Source organism: Rhodoferax sp. OV413 (genome assembly GCF_900104385.1).
In the GTDB taxonomy this organism is placed as follows: domain Bacteria; phylum Pseudomonadota; class Gammaproteobacteria; order Burkholderiales; family Burkholderiaceae_C; genus Rhodoferax_B.
The window spans coordinates 888,897-912,283 of record NZ_FNJA01000002.1; the positions used below are offsets into that span (position 1 = coordinate 888,897).

A 23,387-nucleotide genomic window follows, 5' to 3' on the forward strand; every position below is an offset into this window, starting at 1 on the left:
ATTCCATGACTTCCACTGACTTTGTGAGCCACTTGCGGGATTTGGCCGTCCGGCGGCCGGGCGATACCGCCTTGATTGCCGTGACCGATCGCGAAGGCTCGGCCATCGACACCCATACAACCTACAGCCAGCTCGACGTTCGTATACGTGCTTTGGCCGCACGGCTGCAGCAGTCTTTTGGCCGCGGCGAGCGTGCAATGATTATGTTGGACAACGGCGAAGACTACGTCGTCAGTTTCTTTGCTTGCCTTTACGCGGGACTTATAGCCGTGCCGGTGTTTCCTCCCGAGTCCACGCGCAAGCGTCACCTCGGAAAGCTTGAGGGTATCGCGGCCGACGCCGACGCCTGTTGTGTGCTGACCCACGGTGCCGTCAAGGCGTCCATGGCCGGAGTTGCCGACGCCTTCGCCGAAGTACCGCTGATCGCCGTGGACGCGATTGGCACTGAAGACGCCGACCGCTGGTCTCCGCACACATCAGCGGCCACCGATATTGCATTTTTGCAATACACCTCCGGCTCAACCTCAGCGCCCAAGGGCGTGGTGGTTACGCACGCCAGCCTTATGGCAAACATGCGTGCCATTGAGGAGGGGTTGTCCGTTGCGCCGGACGATATCTTCGCGACTTGGTTGCCGCTGAACCACGATATGGGGCTGATTGGCGGCCTCCTGCAGCCCCTGCACCGCGGTATTCCTGTCGTATTGATGTCACCGCGCTATTTCTTGGAGCGGCCTGTGCGCTGGCTTGAAGCTATCTCGCGCCATCGCGTCACTATCAGTGGTGGCCCCGATTTTGCCTATCGCCTTTGCCTCGAAAGGGTGTCGGAAGGGCAGATGCAGAAACTCGACTTGTCGAGCTGGAGTCTGGCTTTCTCTGGAGCCGAACCTGTGCGCGCCGACACGTTGCACGAATTCAAGACTCAGTTTGCGGCTGCGGGTTTTTCTGCCGATGCGGTATATCCATGTTATGGTCTGGCCGAATCGACATTGTTCGTGACTGGTGGGCAGCGCGGCGCTGGCATGGTCGCGCAGGACTTCTCCAGCCAGGGACTTGCGCGCGGAGTCGTCGAGATCGACGGGGAAGAGGGTGCCACTCTCGTTGGCTGCGGACGTTCCGTTTCTGGCCACGCGGTGCGCATCGTTGATCCGGCTTCGTTGGCGATTTGCGATACCGGCGTTGTCGGTGAAATCTGGGCCAGTGGACCCAGCATCGGTAGTGGCTACTGGAACAAGCCCGAGGTGTCGCGGCAGGCCTTTGTCACCCAAGATGGTGCCATCTGGCTGCGAACCGGCGACCTCGGCTTCGTGCATGATGGCCAGCTCTACGTTGCTGGACGCATTAAGGACATGATCATCGTGCGCGGGCACAACCTGTACCCGCAAGACATAGAGCGCGTGATTGAGTTCGAGCTTGACACCGTGCGCAAAGGCAGGGTAGCGGCCTTTGCCATCGACGGTACCGACGGAGAGGGCATCGGCCTCGCGGCCGAGGTGTCGCGCAGCGTCCAGAAGCTGATCACGCCGGAAGCGCTGGTCGAGGCCCTTAACGCTGTGGTGAGTGAACAGTTCGGCGAGCCACTGTCCGTTGTCATGCTGCTGAATCCTGGTGGCATGCCCAAGACAACGAGCGGTAAGTTGCAGCGCGGCGCCTGCCGGCAAGCCTGGATTGACCGCACGGCCGATGCCTATGCAATGTATGCGCATGGCAAGTTCGTGCTTGGCGGTTCTGCCGCTACGGACATGCCGGTCGCGCAATCGGTATTGGACGAGGTCGAGCAATCCGTTGCCGTGATCTGGAGCGAAGTGCTTCGTCGCGATGCGCTGCCTGCGTTAACACGTGATGCCCATTTTTTCACGCACGGTGGAAACTCACTTGCTGCGACACAGGTAGCGGCTCGAATCGCCGACCAATGGAAAATTGAGTTCTCCGTGCGTGCGTTGTTCGAGCAGCCGCGCCTGGATGAGCTCGCTGCGGAAGTGCGTCGCGTACTCGCCACGGGCAGGCGCAGTGTGCGCAGCAGCATTCCCGTACTACAGGCAGAGCACCGGTTGAAGCCGCTCGCGCTGTCGCATGCACAAGAGCGCCAATGGATCCTGTGGCAGCTCGCTCCGAAGAGCACTGCATACCATGTGAGTGTGGCCCTCGAACTGTCCGGGCAGCTCAATGCCGAGGCGCTGGGCGCGGCCTTCGATGGATTGGCCGCTCGCCATGAAAGCCTGCGGACCGTCTTCCGTGTGGCGGCGGATGGCACGGTTGGCCAGTGGATTCAACCCGCGTCACGGCTTCTGTTGCGCCAAATCGACCTGCGCGCGCTGCCGGCAGAGGCACGCGAAGCGAGTGCCGCCGAGCACGTCAGTCAGTGTCATGCCGATCCCTTTGATCTTGGCGAAGGTCCGCTGCTGCGCTCGTCGCTCATCCGCCTGGACGAAGCGCGGCATCTGCTTGTTGTCGTCACGCATCACATCGTGTCCGATGGCACTTCGATGCAAGTGCTGATAAGCGAACTTTGCACTGCCTATGCCGCCCATATGGAGGGCGAAGCGCCGCAATTCGACGCGCTGCCGATCCAGTACGCCGACTACGCCCTCTGGCAGCGCGACTGGCTCGCCGCCGGAGAAAGTGAGCGCCAACTGGCGTACTGGCGCAACCAGCTCGGTGATGAGCATCCCGTGCTGGCTCTGCCCACGGACCACCCACGGCATGCAGTGGCGAGCTACCGTGCTGCTAGCCACACCTTCGAGTTGGACATGACGTTGGTCGAACTGCTGCGCTCTAAGGCTCAAGCCCAAGGCGCAACCTTGTTCATGACGCTGATGGCCGGCTTCCAGGCGCTGCTGTATCGCTATACCGGCCAGCAGGATGTGCGCGTTGGTGTGCCCGTTGCCAATCGACATCGTTCCGAGACCACTGGATTGATCGGCTTCTTCGTCAACACTCAGGTGCTCCGCGCCGTGGTGAACGGTCGCATGAGCTTCGCGCAACTGCTAGAACAAACCCGAGAGGCTGCACTCGGCGCACAGGAACATCAGGATCTGCCGTTCGAGCAATTGCTAGAGGCCCTGAAACTGCAGCGCAGCCTGAGCCAGAGTCCCTTGTTCCAAGTAATGTTCAACCACCTGCGAGAGGATATGGGCGCGCTGCAAATGCTGCCAGGCCTCACAGTGAGCGAATACCGTGTCGACGACAGCACCGCACAGTTTGAACTCATGCTTGACATTCGCGAGAGGGTCGACGGTGGCGTCGCTGCGGTGTTCACCTATGCGGTCGAACTGTTCGAGCCTGCCACTGTCGCGCGCTTGGTCGAACACTACCGAGCACTGCTGGAAGCGTTGGCAGTCGACACTTTTCAAGCATTAGGCGACGTGCCCTTGCTTGACGTGACTGAACGGCGGCAAATGCGTGAATGGTCTGGGGGGACGCGGCATATGTTGCGCAAGGATTGCGTGCATCGTCTATTTGAAGAGCGGGCTCGAATCAATCCCGACGCGGTCGCATTGGTCGATGGTGACATAGAGCTCAGCTACGCGGCCCTGAACCAGCGTGCCAATTGCCTTGCCCACCGGCTGATTTGCCAGGGTGTAACCCCTGACAGCACCGTCGCGGTGGGCATTGAGGCCGTTGCCGATCGCGTGATCGGCTTGCTCGGCGTGATGAAGGCCGGCGGGACCTACCTGCCGCTGGACCCGTCGCACCCCGCGCAGCGGCTTGCGCAGTTGTTAGAAGACAGTGGTGCCAGGGTGCTCCTTACCGGCCGCCGCGGCGCGATGGAGGTGAGCGGCATCGCCAAGGTAGCGCTTGACGAGTTGACACTCTACGATGAGCTGGCCACCAACCCCAGCGTCGAACTGCACGAATCCCATCTCGCCTACGTTATCTACACCTCCGGCACCACGGGTCGGCCCAAGGGCGTAGCGGTGCCGCACGGTGCGCTGTCGATGCACGTACAGGCTATGGCGCGGACTTGCGGTATGCGTGCCGAGGATCGTTCGCTGCAATTTGCGCTACCGCACGTAGATGCTGCAGTGGAGCAATGCCTGATGTCGCTCATTTCGGGCGCAACCCTCGTGGTGCAGTCGCAGTGGTGCTCGCTCGGTAGCGAACTCGATGCCTTGCTGCGGCGTCATGGTGTGAGTGTGGTGGATCTTCCGCCGGCCTACGTGCGCCAGGTGCTGCAGGGAGCTGCGCCATTCAAGCATGCGGTGCGTTTAGCGCTCTTCGGTGGAGAGGCATGGTCCGGAGAAGACCTGGAGTTGATTCGGCGCGTGCTGCGTCCCGCGCGGATTGTCAATGCCTATGGCCCGACGGAAGCAGTAATTACACCCATGGTGTGGTCTATGGCCTGGCCTTGTGCGGATCATGACGTCGCGCAGGGGAATCTGCAGGGCTATGTGCCCATTGGTCGTCCTGTGGGCTACCGCACGGCCCATGTGCTCGACACAGGCATGCAGCCCGTTCCCCAAGGCGTACCAGGTGAGCTGTACCTAGGCGGCGAAGGGCTCGCGCGTGGTTACATCGGCCGCGCAGCCATCACTGCCGATCGTTTTGTCGCCGATCCGTTCGATGCCACGGGTGGCAGACTCTATCGCACAGGCGACCTCGTGTGTTGGCGACATGACGGTCAGCTTGAATACCTTGGCCGCCTCGACCATCAGGTGAAGATCCGTGGCTTTCGCATTGAACTCGGTGAAATCGAAGCGCGCCTGCGTGAGCACGCAACCGTGCGGGAGGCGCTGGTGCTCGTGCACGACAGCGCGGCCGGTCCTTCTCTGACTGCGTATGTTTCGTTCGCAACCTCCGCACAGATCGATCCTGCCGCGCTCAGGGAGCAACTGGCGCGCACTCTGCCCGACTACATGGTGCCCGCGGCCATCGTGGTTCTCGACAGCTTCCCACTCACAGCGGGCGGCAAGGTCGATCGTCGCGCGTTGCCCGCGCCCGCCGTGGCCAGCAGCCAGGACTACGAGGCCCCGCAGGGCGACACCGCCGAGACGTTGGCCTCGATTTGGGCCGGGCTGCTCAAGGTCGAGAAGGTCGGCATGAACGACAACTTCTTCGACCTCGGCGGCAATTCGTTGTTGGTGATCCGCATGCACCGCCTGATTGAAGAGCGGCTGAACCCTGGCCTGACGGTGGTCGATCTTTTCAAGTACCCGACCGTCGGCGCGCTCGCGCGGCGCATCGAGCAAGGCTGCGGCGCTGCGCAGTCCGCCGCCGGCAAGGACGACAACGACGACAGCGAACAGGCCCGGGCCCAACGCCAGCGCGCCGCCTTGCTGCAACGCCGCCGTCCCACCGAAAGAAGCATCTGATGCAAGACCAAACACTGCCGCCCGGACTCACGGGCATCGAGATCGCCATTGTCGGCATGGCCGGCCGCTTTCCGGGTGCGCCGGACATCGACGCCTTCTGGCGCAACATCCGCGACGGCGTGGAGTCGGTCACCGTCTTCAGCGACGAGCAACTGCGCGCGCGCGGTGTGCCCGAGCGCACGCTGGCCGACCCCGACTACGTGAAGGCCGGCGTGCTGTTCGAAGGCTTCGACCAGTTCGACGCAGGCTTCTTCGGTTATTCGCCGCGCGAGGCCGAACACCTCGATCCGCAACAGCGCATCTTTCTCGAATGCGCATGGGAAGCGCTGGAGCACGCCGGCTGGAAGGGCGGAAAGGGGAACGCATCGGTCGGCGTCTACGCCGGCGACGGCCCGAACCTCTACCTCATGCGGCACCTGCTGCCCGCCTTCGGTGTCGATGCGAGCACCGGCATCGCCGACTTGCTGGGCCTGATGAGTGGCAACTCCGCCGGCTCGCTGTGCACGCGCGTGGCCTACAAGCTCGACCTACGCGGCCCGGCCGTCAGCGTGCAGACTGAATGCTCGACCTCGCTGGTGGCCGTGCACATGGCCTGCCAGGCGCTGCTGAGCCACGACTGCGACATGGCGCTGGCCGGCGGTGTGTGGCTCAACCTGCTGCAGGAAGGCGGCTACCGCTACCAGAGCGGCGCGATCCTCTCGCCCGACGGTCACTGCCGAGCCTTCGACGCGAAGGCCGCGGGCACCGTCATCGGCAGCGGCGCGGGCATCGTCGCGCTCAAGCGGCTGGAAGAGGCGCTACGCGACGGCGACACCATCCATGCCGTCATCAAGGGCAGTGCCGCCAATAACGACGGTTCGGATAAGATCGGCTTCACCGCGCCCAGCGTGCAGGGGCAGGCCAGCGCGATCCGTGCCGCGCTGATGGTGGCGGATGTGCCCGCGAGCACCATCGGCTATGTGGAGGCACATGGCACCGGCACCACTCTCGGCGATCCGATCGAGATGGCCGCGCTGATGCAGGCCTTCGCGAGCGGCGAGTTGACCGCGAAGGGCCAATGCGCCATCGGCTCGGTCAAGACCAACATCGGCCACCTCGACGCGGCCGCCGGCGTGGCCGGCCTCATCAAGGCCGCGATGGCGCTGCGGCACAGAACGCTGCCGCCCAGCCTGCACTTCGAGCAGCCCAATCCGCAGATCGACTTTGAGAACAGTCCGTTCTACGTGAACACAGAGGCTAGGCCTTGGCCGAAGGGGGGCGCACCTCGCCGCGCGGGCGTCAGTTCCTTCGGTATCGGCGGTACGAACGTACACGTCGTGCTTGAAGAGGCTCCGGCTGTTGTCGCGCAGACGGAGACGAGCGGTTGGCAGGTGCTGCCGCTGTCGGCTATGAGCGCTACCGCTTTGCGACAGGCCACGCAAAGACTTGCAGCGCACATTGAGGAGCATCCGGGAGTCGCATTGGCCGACGTCTCGCACACGCTGCAGACGGGCCGACGCGCCTTCACCCATCGCTGTGCCGTGGTGGCCAACGAGTCGGCGACTGCCGCGCGCATGCTCGCTTCCGGTGAGGACCTCATCACAGCTTCCGCCCCGGTGCCCGAGCAGCCAGCCGAAGTGGCCTTCCTGTTTCCCGGCGGCGGAACGCAGCACGCCAATATGGGTCTGGCGCTCTATCGCGGCGACGTGAAGTTCCGCGAAGACATCGACCACTGCTGCGAACTGCTGCGTCCCGAACTCGGCCTTGACCTACGCGAACTGCTGTTCCCCGCACCGGGCGCAGAGGTCGACGCAGACGCGAAGTTGTTCGACATCGCCCTCGCGCAGCCCGCCTTGTTCGTCATCGAATATGCAATGGCGTATTGGTGGATGCGGCGTGGCGTGCAGCCCACCGTGATGATGGGCCACAGCCTCGGCGAGTACGTCGCTGCCTGCCTGTCCGGTGTATTTCGGCTGGAAGACGCGCTGCGCGTCGCAGCCTTGCGCGGCCGCCTGCTGCAATCCATGCCGCCCGGCGCGATGACGGCGGTGCCGCTCTCACAGGCTGAGCTTGCACCCTTCTTGACCGATGGTTGCGATCTCGGAGCAGCCAACGGCGAGCAACTGTGCGTGATCTCTGGTCCACTCGAAGCCATTGAGGCTGCCGAACAGAAGCTGCGCGTGCAGGGCCATCTGCCGCGTCGTCTCCATGTATCCATAGCTTCGCACTCGGCCATGACGCAGCCGCTGCTCGCAGAGCTGGAACAGCTCATCGCCTCCGTGCCGCGGCAGGCGCCGAAGATTCCGTTTATTTCCAACGTCACCGGTCGACTCATCACTGCGGCGCAGGCGGTGAGCCCGAACTACTGGGCGCAGCACCTGCGCGGTACAGTGCATTTCACGGCCGGCTTGCGCACGCTCTTTGAGGTGCCGGGGCGCGTGGTGCTCGAAGTCGGCCCTGGTGAAACGCTCGCCGGGCTGGCGCGCCAGCATCCGATGGCCGGATCAGCCGCAGGTGTGTACGCCAGCCAGGCCCACCCGCAGCAACAGACGCGCAACGCGCAGCAGATCGTGCACGCGCTCGCAAGCCTGTGGCTCGCGGGTGTGGATATCGACTGGACAGCCTGCCACGCAGGGCTGGCACGGCGCCGTGTGCCGCTGCCGGCTTATCCGTTCCAGCGCCGCCGCTACTGGGTCGATATGCCCGATGCCGCATCAGCGAAGTCTGCACACAAGCCGCCTTCTGATGCGTTCTACGTGCCATCGTGGAAGCGGATCGAGCCATTGGTGCCTACAGTCGGAAAAACGACGGATGCCGGCTGCGTGCTCGTGCTCGGCGACAGCCGCAGCTTCACCTGTCATCTTGTGCAACATTTACAGTCGCAAGGCCACGCGGTAGTCGTGGCGGAGCGTGGCCAGACTTTTGCGCGCACCGACCGCGAGGGCTGGATGCTGCGCCCCGGAGAGCATGACGATCACGCGCAACTGTTGCGCGAGGTCGAAGCCGACTTCGGCGCCATCACCGCCATCTACCACCTCTGGTGTCTCGACGAGGTTCCGGCCTGGCAGCCACAGCCCGAGTTGCTGGAACGCAGCTTCTTCAGCCTGCTGGCGCTGGTTCAGGCACTCGACACAGGTGGTGGCAACGCCCGAAAGTTACCCCTCGCCATCATCGCCAACCAGATCGAGGACGTTACCGGTGCCGAGACGCTGTGCCCCGAGAAGGCCACGCTGCTGGGCATCGGCAAGGTGATCGGGCAGGAGTGTTCTCGAGTCCATTGCCGTGTGATTGACGTTATGCTGCCCGCGCCCGACAGCGAGGCAGAGACCCTGCTGGTCGAACAGATCGCAGCTGAATCCGTCGTGCTGCAGGCCGAGCCTGGTGAACCGCTGCTGGCCTATCGCGGTGCGCACCGCTGGGCGAAGACTTATGAGCCCGCACCGCTTCCTGCTACCGCACAGCGACTGCGGCAGCAGGGCGTCTACCTGATAACCGGGGGACTCGGTGGTGTTGGCCTCGCCATCGCTAAGCATCTGGCCCAGCACTGGAAAGCCAGACTGGTGCTTCTTGGCCGCACCGCGATGCCGAAGCACACGGCGTGGGCTTCGATCACAACTGCTGCTGACCAGTCCGATGCACTGAAGAACAAGTTGCTTCGGTTGCTCGAAATCGAAGCGCTAGGCGCTGAAGTGCTGACCGTCGTGGCCGACGTGTCCGACCCAGCTCAGTTGCACGCCGCACTCGAACTGGTACACGTGCGCTTCGGCGCTCTGCACGGGATCGTCCACGCGGCGGGCGATGCGGGTGGTGGCATGATGGCCAAGCGCACGCGCGCGCAGGTCGACACCGTCTTCGCAACCAAGGTGCGCGGCACCCGCACGCTGCTGGACGCGGTGCGCGGACAGCCGCTCGACTTCGTGCAGTTCTGCTCTTCCATCTCCAGTGTGGCCGGTGGCTTGGGTATGAGCGACTACGCCGCGGCCAACGCGTACCTCGACGCCACGGCCATCGCCCATGCGCGCATCGCCAGCTATCCGATCTTCTCGGTCAATTGGGACGCCTGGCGCGGCCTCGGCATGGCCGAGAACATGGAAGTTCCCGACGGCATCGGCATGCACGGTCCGGAGGGCGCACGCACCTTCGAGCGTATCGTCAATGGCCCGCTGCGGCCGCAGACGGTGATCTCCACCACCGACCTCGCGCAGCGCCTCGGTCCCCTGGACGACGACATGCTCGACATGCTCGATGCCGGCAATGCTCAACCGGTCACCGGTGGCAGCAGCCATCCGCGCCCCGCGCTGCAGACTCCCTTTATCGCACCCGAAGGCGAACTGGCGAATGCCCTGGCCGCGCTGTGGACCGAGCGCCTGGGCATCGCGCCCATTGGCGTGAACGACAACCTGTTCGAACTCGGCGGCGATTCGCTGGTGGCCATCCAGCTGCTATCGCGTGTCCGCAAGGCTTACGCGGTCGAACTGCATCCCAGCGAGTTCTTCAAGGCGCCGACCATCGCCGGACTGATGACGCACATGCCAACGAGTGGCGCCCCCCCCGAGCCGCAGCAGGCCGCTGCGATGGAGATCTCACCTGTGGCACGCACCGGTGTGCTGCCGCTGTCACCGATGCAACGCCGCCTCTGGCTGGTCGACCGGCTTACCGATGCAGGCAACATCACCGGCCGCGCAGCGTACAACATGTCGGCCGGGCTGGCCCTGCACGGCGAGCTGAACGTCGACGTGTTGCGCGCAGCCATCGACGCCATCGTCGCGCGGCATGAAGTGCTGCGCACCCTGTTCGCCGAAGACGATGAAGGCGAGCCCGTGGCGGTGATCCGCCCCTGCGTGCACTTGGACGTTCCGCTTATCGAGATAGACGAAGCTAGCACGACAACGCGCGAGCGCCGCTACGCCACGCTGTTCGATGAACTCGTGCGCATGCCGTTCGCGCTGGCCGAAGGCCCACTCATCAAGGCGACCATCGTGCGTCTCGGAGAGCACGAGCATGTATTGGTCCTCGTTGTACATCACATCGTGTTCGACGGCTGGTCGATTGCGGTGTTCGCGCGCGAGCTCGGTGAGTTCTACGAGCGGGCATTGCGTGGTCAGCTGCTGCAACTCACGCCGTTGCCTGTGCAATACGTTGATTACGCCGCGTGGTACGACCGCGCGCTGGCTTCCGAGACATTCGCACCCAAGGCCGGCTTTTGGCGGACCTACCTGCGCAACGCGCCGCAGGTGTCGACCCTGAAGCCCGATCACCAGCGACCGGCCATGGCCTCGCATGCAGGCAACTCGGTGCAGCTCGTACTGTCGCCGATCCTGTCGCAGGCGCTCGCAACGTTGGCGCGCGAGTCTGACACTTCGCTGTTCACGCTGCTGTTGTCCTCCTTTTTTCTGTTTTTCCACCAGGCTTCGGGTGCCGACGACATCGTGATCGGTACCGACGTGGCGGGCCGTGGCCATCCGGACCTCGAACAGCTGCTGGGCTTCTTCGTCAACGTCGTGCCAGTGCGCTCGCGCATGGTCGACCGGCAGGCCGGTTTCAGTCAATGGCTTGCGCAGACGAAGCAGCAAACGCTCGCCGCCATGGACCACCAGGACGTGCCCTTCGATCAGATCGTCGAGCTGTCGGGCGCGCAGCGCGCACGCGACCGTAACCCGCTGGTGCAGGTGCTCTTCGTCCTTCAAAACACACCCGAGATCCGGTTCTCCATTGAGGGCGCCGAGGTCGAAGTGTTGCCCCAGCAGATGAACGAATCCAAGTTCGACCTGGCAGTGTTCGCCAGAGAACAAGCTGGCGTGCTCACCGTCGAGTGGGTGTACGCCACAGACCTGTATCAACGGGAAACCGTTGAGAAGTTCACCGCTTCGTGGCATGCGCTGCTGGAGCGGATCGTCGCAATACCGGGCCAGGCTGTCGACGCGCTGGCTCCCACGAAAACGCAGGAGCGAATCACCATGAACACCGCGAAATCCACTGGTGCTAAAAGCAAGCTGGACAAGCTGGGGAAAATCGGTAAGGCAGGACTGGGTGGTGTGCCGCCGCGTGCCGCCGTACGTCCCGCTGTCCAGACCTCTTTCCTCAAGCCCGGCGCCGACTTCCCTATCGTGCTGCAAGCCACCACCGACGACCTCGACACAGTGGCCTGGGCGAGGAGCCAGGCAGACTACATCGAAATGCTTGTCGCCAAGCACGGTGGCATCCTGTTCCGCAACTTCGGTCTGAGAACGCCGCAGGACTTCGAGGCCTTTGCCGAGGCCATCGAGCCCGAGCTGTACGGCAGCTACGGTGACCTGCCGAAGAAGGAGGGCGGCAAGAAAACCTACCGGTCCACCCCATATCCCGAGCAGCAAATGATCCTGTTCCACAACGAGAGTTCGCACCTCGACCGCTGGCCTCGTAAGCAGTGGTTCTTCTGTGAGATGCCGTCGCCTGTGGGCGGTGCTACGCCCATCGTCGATTGTCGCGAGATGCTGCGCCGCCTGCCCGTCGACATGGTGGCCGAGTTCGAGCGGAAGGAACTGCTGTATGTGCGCACCTTTACACCGGGACTGGACGTGAGCTGGCAGGACTTCTACAAGACCAACCGCCGCGAGGACGTCGAGGCCCGCCTGGTCGCCGCGGGTATCACCTGGCGATGGCTCGACAATGATACGCTGCAGACACGCACGCGCTGCCCGGCGGTGATCCGCCATCCGCTCACTGGTGAGAAGGTGTTTTTCAATCAGATTCAGCTGCACCACGTGGCCTGCTTGGAAGGACAGGTGCGCGAGGATCTACTCGCGATGGGTGGTATTGATCGTCTGCCGCGCCACGTGATGTACGGCGACGGTTCGCCTATTTCCGACGAGACCATGGCCTTCGTCGGCCGCGTATACGAGGAATGTGCGGTGCGCTTCAATTGGCAGCAGGGCGACATCGTCATGCTCGACAACATGCTCGCGGCCCATGCGCGCGACCCGTACGAAGGGCCGCGCAAGATCGTGGTGGCCATGGGTGCGATGTTTGACCGCACCGCGCTCGAAGATGTACCGAAAGTAGCAGCCGATACACGACTGGCTGACGAGCTGGGGGCATGAACGCAATGAACATGATGGCCGACAGCATCGAAGTCACATTCCCGCTGAGTCCCGAGCAGCGTACGGTACTCGCCGGCGCGAAGCGCCTGCTCCTGTTGACCGGTATCGAAGGCGCGCTGGATGCGGCGCGCCTGCACGTCGCCGTGGAGAGTGTGCTAAGCGCGCATGGTGCTCTGCGCGTGGCTGTCTGCCAGGTACCTGGCTACAGAGGCTTGCGGCAACAGTATTTCGACGAGATGCCACCGCTAAAATGGCAAATGGCCGATTTGAGTGAGTCAGCCGATGAAGCGTTGCACACGTGGGTCGAAGACTTTAACGCCGAACCGCTGGCAATGGAACGCGGTGAACTCGTCAGCGCTGGCCTCGTGCGTACGGGCGAGGGCCGCCATACGCTGGCCCTGTCGGTGAACTCGCTGGTGGCAGACAGGGAGAGTTTGCATAACCTGTTCGACCAAATCGTTGCGGCCTACCAGGGCGAGGGCTGCCTCGACCCGGAGAGCATCTTCCAGTACACGCGCTTTGTGGAATGGCGGCAGGACCTGCTTGACGGCGAGGACGCGGCCGGAGGGCGCGCCTACTGGCTGCGGATTGCGGCCGATGCCGTGGCTATCGCCCCGCTGCGTTTGCAAGGGCGGTTGGACGGTGCTCAGGAGCGGGCCACGCGCCATCGGATCTCCGTTGCCATTGATGCGGCGTTTGCTGACCGTGTGGTAGCGCGCGCCAATGTGCTCGGTGTGCAACCCGAGACCTTGCTGCATGCCGCATGGTGGCTATTGCTTGCCCGATTGAACGGCATGGACCGCTTCATCGGCGGCTGGCAGCACGACTGCCGGCGCGACTATGAACCGATGCAAGGTGCGGTTGGCTTGTTTGACAAAGTGCTGCCGGTCATGGTCGACGTGGCTGTCGACGAATCTTTTGCAAGCTGGCTTGGCCGGCTGGACGCAGCCTTGACTGCACACATCGATGTTCAGGAATACTGGGCCGTAGATGCGCCTCCGTTCTCGACACATACCGTCGTGGGCTTCGCGTCGCACGAAGTTCCCCGGCCTCACGGCACAGATTCGCAGTGGCGCCTGATCGGGTTGCCCGGCCCGATGCCTTGTTTTGAACTCGCGCTGCAGACCGCATGGCAGGCTGAAGGTGTAGAACTGGCGCTGTATGCCGATATCGCGCGCTATAGCCATGCCGCAGTCGAACGTTTGCTGCTTCAGTTTGTCACTTTGCTCGAAGCCGTGGTTGCGCACCCTGATGCACCCGTCGGCACGCTGTCGCTGGTCGGCCCGAAAGAGCGTGAGTTGCTGTTGGTGCCGAACGATCCACGCATTGATGTCGGAACGCAGACCGTGGCCGACCGCATCACGCACTGGGCCGAAGCAACACCGGACGCTCCTGCGCTCCAAGCCGGTGAGCAACGGTTGACTTACCGCGAACTCGACAACCGGATCAATGGGCTTACGCATTGGCTCACTAAGCAGGGAGTGATGCCGGGCGCGATCGTTGCGCTCAACCTGCCGCGTTCGCTCGACCTGCCCGTGGCTATGTTCGCCACCTGGCGTGCGGGGGCCGCCTACCTGCCGCTGGAGCCGGAATGGCCCGAGGCGCGCCGCGCAGCCGTGCTCGCGGACGCACAACCAGTGCTCGTGCTCGATGCCGCTGCGCTGCCCGCACTCGACGATACGCTCGACGCAGTGCCGAAACACCGCATCGCCCTGCAAGACCTTGCGTATGTGCTCTACACCTCCGGTTCCACCGGCAAGCCCAAGGGCGTCGCCATCGAGCAGGGCCATTTGCTGAACTACATAGCCGCAGCCTCGGCCGCAATGAAGTTCGATGCCTGTCGCCGTTGGGCGCTCACCAGCTCTGTTGTTGCCGACCTGGGCAACACCGCGCTGTTCGGTGCGTTTTTCAACGGTGCCTGTCTGGTCGTGGCGGCCGAAGACGAAGTGAAGGACGCCCAAGCCTTTGCGCGCTTCATGGGTAAAAACGAGATCGATGCGATCAAGATCGTGCCCTCGCACCTGGAGGCACTGCTCGAATGCGAGTCGCCGCACCTGCCTCGCACGCTGGTGCTGGGCGGGGAGGCCGCGCCGCGCGCGTTGGTCGAGCGTATCTCGCGGATTGCACCGCAGTGCGCCATCTACAACCACTATGGGCCGACCGAAACTACGGTCGGTGTGATGGTTCACGCGGTGTCCGCTGGTGCGCCGCTACCAGAGCAGTTGCCGCTTTCGCAGGTGCTCGCGAACAACCGCGTGCACGTGCTTGACGCCTCGCTGCGCCTGGTGCCTGCGGGCGGCCTGGGCGAGGTCTATGTCGGCGGCGCGCAGCTGTGCCGCGGCTACCTGAACCGCGAGCCGGGCGATGCCTTTGTGGCCGACCCGTTCAACCCGGGTGAGCGCCTCTATCGGACGGGCGACCTGGCCTACGTGCGGGCCGACGGCGGCATCCGCCTCACGGGGCGCGTCGATCACCAGGTCAAGATCCTCGGCTTCCGTGTCGAGCCGGCCGAGGTCGAGGCGGTGCTGCTGGCGCAGCCCGGCGTGCGGCAGGCGGTGGTGCTCGCCGTGCCGGATGCGGCGGGGGCGATGACGCTGTCCGCCTTCGTCGTCGCCGACGTGGCGCTGGCCGACGGCCGCGAGCTGCGCGAATGGCTGGCCGCCTTGCTGCCCTCGCACATGGTGCCGGGGAGCTTCACGGCCGTCGATGCCTTCGCCCGACTGCCCAACGGAAAGATTGACCGACTGGCACTGGCCGCGATCGTGCCTTCTACCGCCGTAGGCAAGGACCGCATCGAACCGCGCGACGCACTCGAAGCCGTGCTCGCCGACAGCATGGCTTCGCTGCTCGGCAGCGGCCCCATCGGCATCGATGACGATTTCTTCGAACTCGGCGGCCACTCTCTGCAGGTCATCAAGTTGGTCGCGCGTATCCGTAAGCTGTTGCAGATTGAGTTGCCGGCGGGTGTGGTGTTCGACCATCCGACACCGGCTGGACTGGCGGCTGCGCTGCGTGAGGGCCGCGACGATGTCGCGCAGCTCGAAGCGCGCGCGCAGGCGTACCGGCAGCCAGAAGACGTGAGCGAGACCGTATGAACAATCCCCTGATGCCGCTCACCATCCATCGCACCGTGACTGACGGCGATGCCGTGGCTTTGTCCTATGCGCAGGAACAGCTGTGCTTCTTGCAGAAGCTTGAGCCGGGCCTGACCGCCTACAATCTGCCGCGTGTCATCCGCCTTACCGGTGGGCTCGATGTGACCGCGATGGAGCATGCATTCCAGGCGCTGATCGCGCGTCATGCCATCTTGCGCACTTGCTTCTTCGAGCAGGAAGGCGTGCCGATGCAGAGCGTGCAGGCCACCGTGCCGTTCGCGTTGGAGCGCATCGACCTGTCGGTCCTAGACGACGAGGCACAGAAGGCGCAGTTGGATGTTGTCGTGCGTCGCACTGCCGGGCATGTGTTCGACCTTGGCGTCCCGCCCGCGTTAGTTGCGCGGCTTGTGAATCTGGGATGCGACCGGTATGTGCTGGCGGTTTGCCTGCATCACATTGTGTCCGACGCATGGTCGAACCCGATTCTCGTCCACGATCTGGCCGAGGCCTATCGGCTCGCTTTGCGCACCGGCGGCCCAATTCAATTGCCGTCGCTGCCTGTGCAGTACGCCGACTATGCTGTGTGGCAGCGCGCGAGCGTGCAGGGCGGAGCGCTGGAGCGTCAGCTCGACCACTGGAACCGGCATCTCGGTTCCGACGTTCCGGCGCTCGATCTGCCGACCGACCGCATGCGGCCTTCGGGCAAGACCTTCGTCGGGACCGCACTCGGCTTCGATGTGCCGTCAGAGCTTGCCGTCGCACTGCAGACGTTCTGCCGTGTCGAGAAGTGCACGCCCTTTGTCGCCCTGCTCGCGGTATGGCAGGTGCTGCTTGCGCGTTGCAGCGGCCAGAATGATTTCGCCATCGGCGTGCCCAATGCCGGGCGTCACCATGAGGAAGTGAGCGAACTGCTCGGCTTTTTCGTGACCACGCAGGTGTTCCGCGCGCGACTGTCACCGTGGCAGAGCCTGCGTCAGGTCTGCCGCCAGGTTCGCGTCGATGCACTGGCGGCGCTGGACAATGCCGAACTGCCCTTTGAAGTGTTGCTCGCGAGCCGCAAGGACCGCCGCGATCCGGCGCGCAGCCCGTTGTTCCAGGTGATGTTTGGCGTGCAGATGGTTGGCAATGCGGTGGCGCTCGACTTCGACGGTTTGAGCGCCGAGTTCGAAGAGTTCGACGATGCGGGCGCCAAGTTCGATTTGTCGCTCGACTTCTACATTGGCCCGCAAGGCGTGCGCGGTCGGCTCGAATACAACACTGACCTGTTCGACGCTACTACCGCTCGGCGGCTGGTGGCTGGCTACACCAGGGTGCTTGAAGTGCTAGCGGTCGATCCTGATCGGGTGCTCGCTAATCTGGTTCTGACCAGTGAAAACGAGCGTGCTGGTCTGATGCAGTGGAGTCAAAACCTAGCGAATCGGCCTTTCGAGGCGCCGGTGCACCAACTGATCACCCAGCGTGCCCGTCACACACCGGAAGCTGTGGCCGTGGTCTTCGGTGAAGCATCCTTGACCTACGCCGACCTCGAAGCCCGTGCTAACTGCCTGGCCCATCGGTTGATCGCGCTCGGTGTAAGGCCCGACACCCCAGTCGGCATCGCAGTGGAACGCAGCCCGGAGATGGTTCTCGGCCTCTTGGCCATCCTCAAAGCCGGTGGTGCCTATGTGCCCATCGACCCCGAATACCCGCCAGACCGCATTGCCTACATGCTGGAAGACAGCGGCGTCGCGCTGCTGCTCACCCAAAGCCACCTGACTCTGCCCATGCGCGACGGCCTCAAGACGATCGAACTCGATCGGCTGGATTTAGCGTCCGAGCCCTCCACTGACCCTGGTGTTCCCGTGAATGGCGAACACCTGGCTTATGTCATCTACACCTCCGGCTCCACCGGCCGGCCCAAGGGCGCGGCCAACCGCCACCGTGCACTGGCCAACCGTCTGGCCTGGATGCAGGACGCCTACACCCTGACCCCGGCCGAAACCGTGCTGCAGAAAACCCCATTTAGCTTCGACGTTTCGGTGTGGGAGTTCTTCTGGCCGCTGCTGCAAGGGGCGCGTTTGGTCGTGGCTCAGCCCGGAGCCCACCGCGAGCCGGCCAGGCTGGTCCAGCTCATCCGCGAACACGCGGTGACCACCCTGCACTTCGTGCCCTCTATGCTGCAGGCCTTCATGGCCCACGCCGGGGTGGAAGCCTGCATTAGCCTCAAGCGTATCGTCTGCAGCGGCGAAGCTCTGCCCGCCGAAGCCCAGGCCCAGGTCTTCCAACGTCTGCCTGGTGCCGGCCTGTACAACCTCTATGGCCCCACCGAAGCCGCCATCGACGTCACCCACTGGACCTGTCTGGCTGACGGCCTGAACCACGTAGCCATCGGCCGCCCGATCGCTGGTAGCAGGACCTATGTGCTCGACGACGGACTGAACCTGGTAGCCCCAGGCTTGCCCGGTGAGCTCTACCTCGGAGGCGTCGGCTTGGGTCGGGGCTACCTCGGCAAGCCTGGCCTGACTTCGGAACGCTTTGTCGCCGATCCTTTCGATGCCGCCGGCGAGCGTCTGTACCGCACCGGTGACCTGGTGCGCTGGCGCACCGACGGCCAACTCGAATACCTGGGTCGGCTCGATCACCAGGTGAAGATCCGCGGCTTCCGCATCGAACTCGGCGAGATCGAGGCCCAACTGCTGGCCCAGCCCGAGGTGCGTGAGGCGGTGGTGGTGGCGCAGCCGGCCACTGGCGGGCCACGACTGGTGGCCTATGTATCGGCCTCCACTGCGCAGGCTATTGACACGCAAACGCTGCGCGCGCGACTGGCGGTGGCGCTGCCCGAGCATATGCTGCCGAGCTTGGTGGTAGTGCTCGACACCCTGCCGCTGAATGCCAATGGCAAGGTCGATCGCAACGCCCTGCCCGCGCCGCAACCGCCTGATGCCACCCGCCGGGTGGCGCCCACGCGCGACATCGAGAAGGCGATCTGCGCCATCTGGGCACAGGTGCTGGGCACCGAGGGCGTGGGCATCCACGACAACTTCTTCGACATCGGCGGCCATTCGCTGCTGCTGGTGCAGGTGCAGGCCCAGATCCAGTCGCGACTAGGCTTGGCCGTGTCCCTGGTCGATTTGTTCAAGCACCCCACCGTGGCCGCGCAGGCCCGTTGTCTACGGCCGGAGCCGACGGATGGGGCCATCGACACCGCCATGCGCCCCGCGCGTGACGGTGCGCGCCGACAGCGAGAGGCCATGTTGCGGCGAAAGAATGCCGCGGAAGGAATGCAGCGATGAACCATGCCATCGAATCAGACGACACCAACGAGATGGCCGTCGCCATCGTCGGCATGGCCGGGCGCTACCCAGGGGCGCCCAACGTTGGGGCCTTCTGGCGCAACATCCACGCAGGCATCGAATCGGTGAGTTTCTTCTCCGACGAGGAATTGCGCGCGCGTGGCGTGTCGCCCGAGGCCCTGGCCGACCCAGATTACGTGAAGGCCGGCGTGCTGCTCGACGGCATGGACCGCTTCGACGCCGGCTTCTTTGGCTATTCGGCGCGTGAGGCCGAATACCTCGACCCGCAACAGCGCTTCTTCCTAGAGGTCGCGGTCGAGGCGCTGGAGCATGCGGGCTACTATGGCGAGCGCCAGTCCAGGCGCATCGGTATCTACGGCGGCGCGAGCACCAACCAGTACGCCTGGCGCAACCTGCTGCCGGCAGGTGTGCTCGGTGGCAAGGGTGAGGAAGCTTCGTTGCAGACCCTGCTCAACGGCAATGAAAAGGATGCACTGTGTACCCGAGTGGCCTACGAGCTCGACCTGCAGGGGCCGGCCGTCACGGTGCAGACCGCCTGCTCGACCTCGCTGGTGGCTGTGCACATGGCCTGCCAGGCGTTGTTGAACCATGAGGCCGACATGGCGCTGGCCGGTGGCGTGTCTTTGAACCTGGGGCAGGGCTTGGGCTACCGCTACCAGGCCGGCTCCATCGCCTCGCCGGACGGCCATTGCCGCGCCTTCGACGCACGGGCCGCCGGCACCATCAGTGGTAGTGGCGTGGGCATCGTGGTGCTCAAGCGCCTGGCCGATGCGCTGGCCGATGGCGACACCATTTACGCCCTCATCAAGGGCTCGGCCATCAACAACGACGGCTCGGCCAAGGTGGGCTACACCGCGCCGAGCGTAGAAGGCCAGGCCCAGGTGATCCTGGCCGCACAGACCATCGCCGATGTGGCGCCCGACAGCATTAGTTATGTGGAGGCACACGGCACCGGCACCCCGATGGGCGACCCGATCGAGATTGCCGCGCTGACGCAGGCTTTCCGCGACGGCGATGGGGAAAGCACTGTGCGCAGTGGCTGGTGCGCCGTCGGCTCGGTGAAGACAAATATCGGCCACCTTGACGCTGCCGCCGGCGTGACCGGGTTGATCAAGGCCGTGCTCGCACTGCACCACAAGACCCTGCCGCCTAGCCTGCACTACGAGCAGCCCAATCCACAGATCGACTTCGCGGCCAGTCCGTTCTACGTGAACACAGAAGTCAAGGACTGGGCTGCGGGCCGCACGCCGCGCCGCGCGGGCGTGAGCTCTTTCGGCATGGGTGGCACCAATGCGCACGTGGTGCTGGAGGAGGCGCCTGCGCTTGTACCTTCCGGCGCTGGGCGTGATTGGCAGGTGCTGCCGGTATCGGCCCGCAGCGCCGAGGCCGCGCAAACGGCACAGGCGCAGCTCGCGCGGCATCTGTCCGAACATGATGCGCAGCCGCTTTCGGCCGTGGCCTACACGCTGCAGACCGGGCGCCGACATTTCGCGCATCGCCGGGTCGTGCTGGCATCAACCCTGGGTGAGGCGGCCCACCAACTGGCCTCGCCCGACGCGGCGCATGCGTGGTCAGGGCAGGGCCCCGGCGAGGCGCCGGAGGTGGCCTTTCTGTTCCCCGGTCAGGGCGCGCAGCACGCCCACATGGGCCAAATGCTCTACGAGAGCGAGCCGGTGTTCCGCGAGATGATCGACCACTGCTGTGAATTGCTGCAGCCCACGCTCGGGCTGGACCTGCGGCAATACCTGTTCCCCACCGAGGCCGAAGAGACCACCGCCTCCGAACAGCTGGCCCAGACCGCTATTACCCAGCCCGCGCTGTTCGTCGTGGAATACGCCACGGCGCGGCTGTGGCTGCATTGGGGCCTGCGGCCGGCGCTGATGCTCGGCCACAGCGTCGGCGAATATGTAGCTGCCTGCATTGCCGGCGTGTTCGACCTGCGGGACGCGCTGGATCTGATCGCCGCGCGCGGCCGACTGATGCAGGCCTTGCCGCGCGGTGCGATGCTCGCGGTCGAGCTGCCGGAAGCAGAGCTGCAGCCTTGGTTGTCAGCGCACCGTAGCCTCGCGGCTGTCAACGCTGAGCGTATGTGCGTACTGTCCGGCACGCCGGAGGCCATTGATGCGGCCGAGCGGGAGCTCATGGCGCGCGGCACCGAAACGCGCCGACTGCAGGTTTCGCATGCCTTCCATTCTGCCATGGTGGACCCGGCGCTGCCGGCCTTTGAGGCGTTGGTGACCGCCGTGACCAAACGCACGCCGGCGATCCCGTTCATTTCCAACGTCACCGGCCGGACCATCACCGATGAAGAGGCTACCAGCGCCGATTACTGGGTGCGGCATTTGCGCGGTACGGTGCGTTTCGCTGAGGGCTTGGGCGTGCTGCTGGCCACGCCGGGCCGGCTGTTGCTGGAGGTGGGGCCGGGCGAGGTGCTTACCGCGCTCGTGCGGCGCCATGCCAATGCGTCCTTGGCTACCGCCATATTGACCTCTCAGCCCCGGCCGCCCCAATGGCGGCAGGGCGATGCGCAGTGCGCGCGCGCGCTGGCGCAGTTGTGGGTGGCCGGGGCACCGGTGGACTGGCAGGCCTACCATGCCTGCCACACCGGTCATGGAGGTACGGCGCGGCGGCATGTGCCGCTGCCCACCTATCCATTCGAAAGCCGGTCATACTGGATTGAGCCAGGCCAGCCAGCCTTTGGTGGATCGGCGAAGGCTGAGCCTGCGCGGCGCGAACTGGCGGATTGGTTCCAGGCACCGATCTGGCGGCGCGCGCCAGCCTTGGCCAGGATGGCGCAGGCGGCGGATGGCATGGAGAGTGGATTTAGCCTGGTATTCGGCGACGCGGGGGGGCTGCGCGATGCACTTGTGCAAAGCTTGGCTCTGCCGTCTCGGTCCGTCGTTGTAGTGGAAAGTGCGGCGGCCTTCGAGGCCGTGGACGCCCATCACTATCGTGTGCGCACCGATGCGCGTGAAGACTTGGCGCGCGTGCTGCGCGAGGCGGGTGCTGAGCTCGGGCCGTTGCGGCAGGTGTTCCACCTGTGGAGCCTTGAAGAACAGGATCCGCATGGCCCGTTGGCGCTGGTGCTAGCGCGGGGCCTGCACAGCCTGCTGGCGCTAGTGCAGGCACTGTATGCCGAGGGTATGGCGAACCAGGCCGAGTCCCTGCGCTTGACCGTGGTGGCCAGCCAGCTCGAAGACGTGACCGGCCTGGAAAGCCTGAACCCTGGCAAGGCCCTGTTGCACGGACCCTGCAAGGTGCTTCCGCATGAGTTTCCGAACATCGCCTGCCAGCTGATCGACGTGGTTCTGCCCACCGGTGACGGCGCGACCTCGGCTCGCCTGGCAGAGCAGGTACTGGCCGAATCCCAAGTCGCCGATCCGGCCGAACTGGTGGCATACCGCGGGCCGCATCGTTGGTTGCAGGCCTTCGAGCCGGTCAGTGGTGCTGCGGCCCAATCCGTTCAGCGGCTCAAGCAGCGCGGTGTCTACCTGATCACTGGTGGCCTGGGTGGCATCGGCCTGGCGCTTGCCGGCCGGCTGGCGCACAAATGGCAGGCCCGGCTGGTGCTGGTGGGGCGTTCGGAAGTGCCGGCGCGCCACCTCTGGGGTGAAATCATCGCGGATCCGTCCACCGTGCCTGCGTTGCGCGAGCGGCTGCAGAAGCTCACTCAGTTGGCCCAGGCTGGCGCCGAGTTGCTGGTGCTACAGGCCGACGTGGCCGATGCACCGCGCATGCGCGAGGTGGTACGCCAGGCGGTCGAGAAGTTCGGCGGCTTGCATGGCGTGGTGCATGCGGCGGGCCTGCCGGGCGGCGGTGTGATGGCCCAGCGCGAACGCACCGCGGTAGAGGCGGTGTGCGCGCCCAAGGTGCAGGGCACGCGCGCGTTGATGGCCGCGCTCGAAGGGCAGGCGCCCGACTTCGTGCTGCTGTGCTCGTCTACCGCCGCTGCGCTCGGCGCCTTCGGCGATGCTGACTACTGCGCGGCCAACTGCTACCTGGATGCTACGGCGCGGCTGGCGCTGCGTGAGCAGTGCTTTCCGGTCTGGTCGGTCAACTGGGACACCTGGCGCGAGGTCGGCATGGCCGCGCACCGTGCGCATCCCGAGGGCATGGGTATTTCGACTGAGATGGGCGCGCTGGCCTTCGAGCACCTGCTGGCCGGCACGGTGCTGCCGCAGTTGTTCGTCTCGCCGCTCGGCTTGTCGGAAAAACGCGCTCGGCTGAACTCGCTGGATTTCGACGTCGAAACCGTGCCCACCGCCGCACCCGTTGCCGGTGGTCGCCACGATCGACCCGCGCTGGCCACGCCCTTCGTGCCACCCGAGGATGGGCTGGAGGCCGACATCGCGCAGCTGTGGACCGAGGCGCTGGGCTTCTCGGTGATCGGCGTGAACGATAGCCTGTTCGAGCTCGGTGGCGACTCGCTCACGGCCATCCAACTGCTGGGTCGGGTGCGCAAGCAGTTCGGAGTGACACTGCATCCGGCGGCGTTGTTCAACGAGCCCACGGTGGCGGCACTGGCGGTGCTGGTGGAGCTGCGCCTGATCGAGCAGATCGAGCAGGAAGCCGCAAAGGAAGCCAGCGGCGACGAGGCCATGGAAAAGGTGGCCTGAACAAAGCGGCCTCGGA

5 protein-coding genes are annotated in these 23,387 nt (G+C 64.7%); all 5 read left to right on the plus strand.

Annotation, left to right across the window (positions count from 1 at the left end; genetic code table 11):
* The first annotated feature begins 5 nt into the window (after positions 1-5).
* Genes BLT66_RS11615 through BLT66_RS11635 form a run of 5 tightly spaced genes read left to right on the plus strand, consistent with a single transcriptional unit; the run spans position 6 to position 23,371 of the window.
* Complete coding sequence (locus BLT66_RS11615; protein WP_092757818.1) at positions 6-5,309, plus strand: non-ribosomal peptide synthetase; 5,304 nt, start codon at positions 6-8, stop codon at positions 5,307-5,309.
* Positions 5,309-12,367: a type I polyketide synthase gene (locus BLT66_RS27180; protein WP_092757819.1), complete on the plus strand. Its 7,059-nt coding sequence runs from the start codon at positions 5,309-5,311 to the stop codon at positions 12,365-12,367. Before BLT66_RS11615 ends, BLT66_RS27180 begins: the two co-directional genes overlap by 1 nt.
* The gene (locus BLT66_RS11625; protein ID WP_255406872.1) at positions 12,364-15,462 is read left to right on the plus strand and encodes a non-ribosomal peptide synthetase; all 3,099 of its coding nucleotides are present in this window, start codon (positions 12,364-12,366) and stop codon (positions 15,460-15,462) included. The genes BLT66_RS27180 and BLT66_RS11625 overlap by 4 nt, the downstream gene beginning before the upstream one ends.
* Positions 15,459-18,734 (plus strand): non-ribosomal peptide synthetase, encoded by a 3,276-nt coding sequence (locus BLT66_RS11630; RefSeq protein WP_092757820.1) that lies wholly within the window; start codon positions 15,459-15,461, stop codon positions 18,732-18,734. Before BLT66_RS11625 ends, BLT66_RS11630 begins: the two co-directional genes overlap by 4 nt.
* Positions 18,731-23,371 (plus strand): type I polyketide synthase, encoded by a 4,641-nt coding sequence (locus BLT66_RS11635; RefSeq protein WP_092757821.1) that lies wholly within the window; start codon positions 18,731-18,733, stop codon positions 23,369-23,371. Before BLT66_RS11630 ends, BLT66_RS11635 begins: the two co-directional genes overlap by 4 nt.
* Positions 23,372-23,387 lie beyond the last annotated feature (16 nt).

What these genes read in the sequence shown, in the direction of transcription:
- BLT66_RS11615 (WP_092757818.1), top strand. Translation starts at nt 6, where the DNA reads ATGACTTCCACTGACTTTGTGAGCCACTTGCGGGATTTGGCCGTCCGG.
- BLT66_RS27180 (WP_092757819.1), top strand. Translation starts at nt 5,309, where the DNA reads ATGCAAGACCAAACACTGCCGCCCGGACTCACGGGCATCGAGATCGCC.
- BLT66_RS11625 (WP_255406872.1), top strand. Translation starts at nt 12,364, where the DNA reads ATGAACGCAATGAACATGATGGCCGACAGCATCGAAGTCACATTCCCG.
- BLT66_RS11630 (WP_092757820.1), top strand. Translation starts at nt 15,459, where the DNA reads ATGAACAATCCCCTGATGCCGCTCACCATCCATCGCACCGTGACTGAC.
- BLT66_RS11635 (WP_092757821.1), top strand. Translation starts at nt 18,731, where the DNA reads ATGAACCATGCCATCGAATCAGACGACACCAACGAGATGGCCGTCGCC.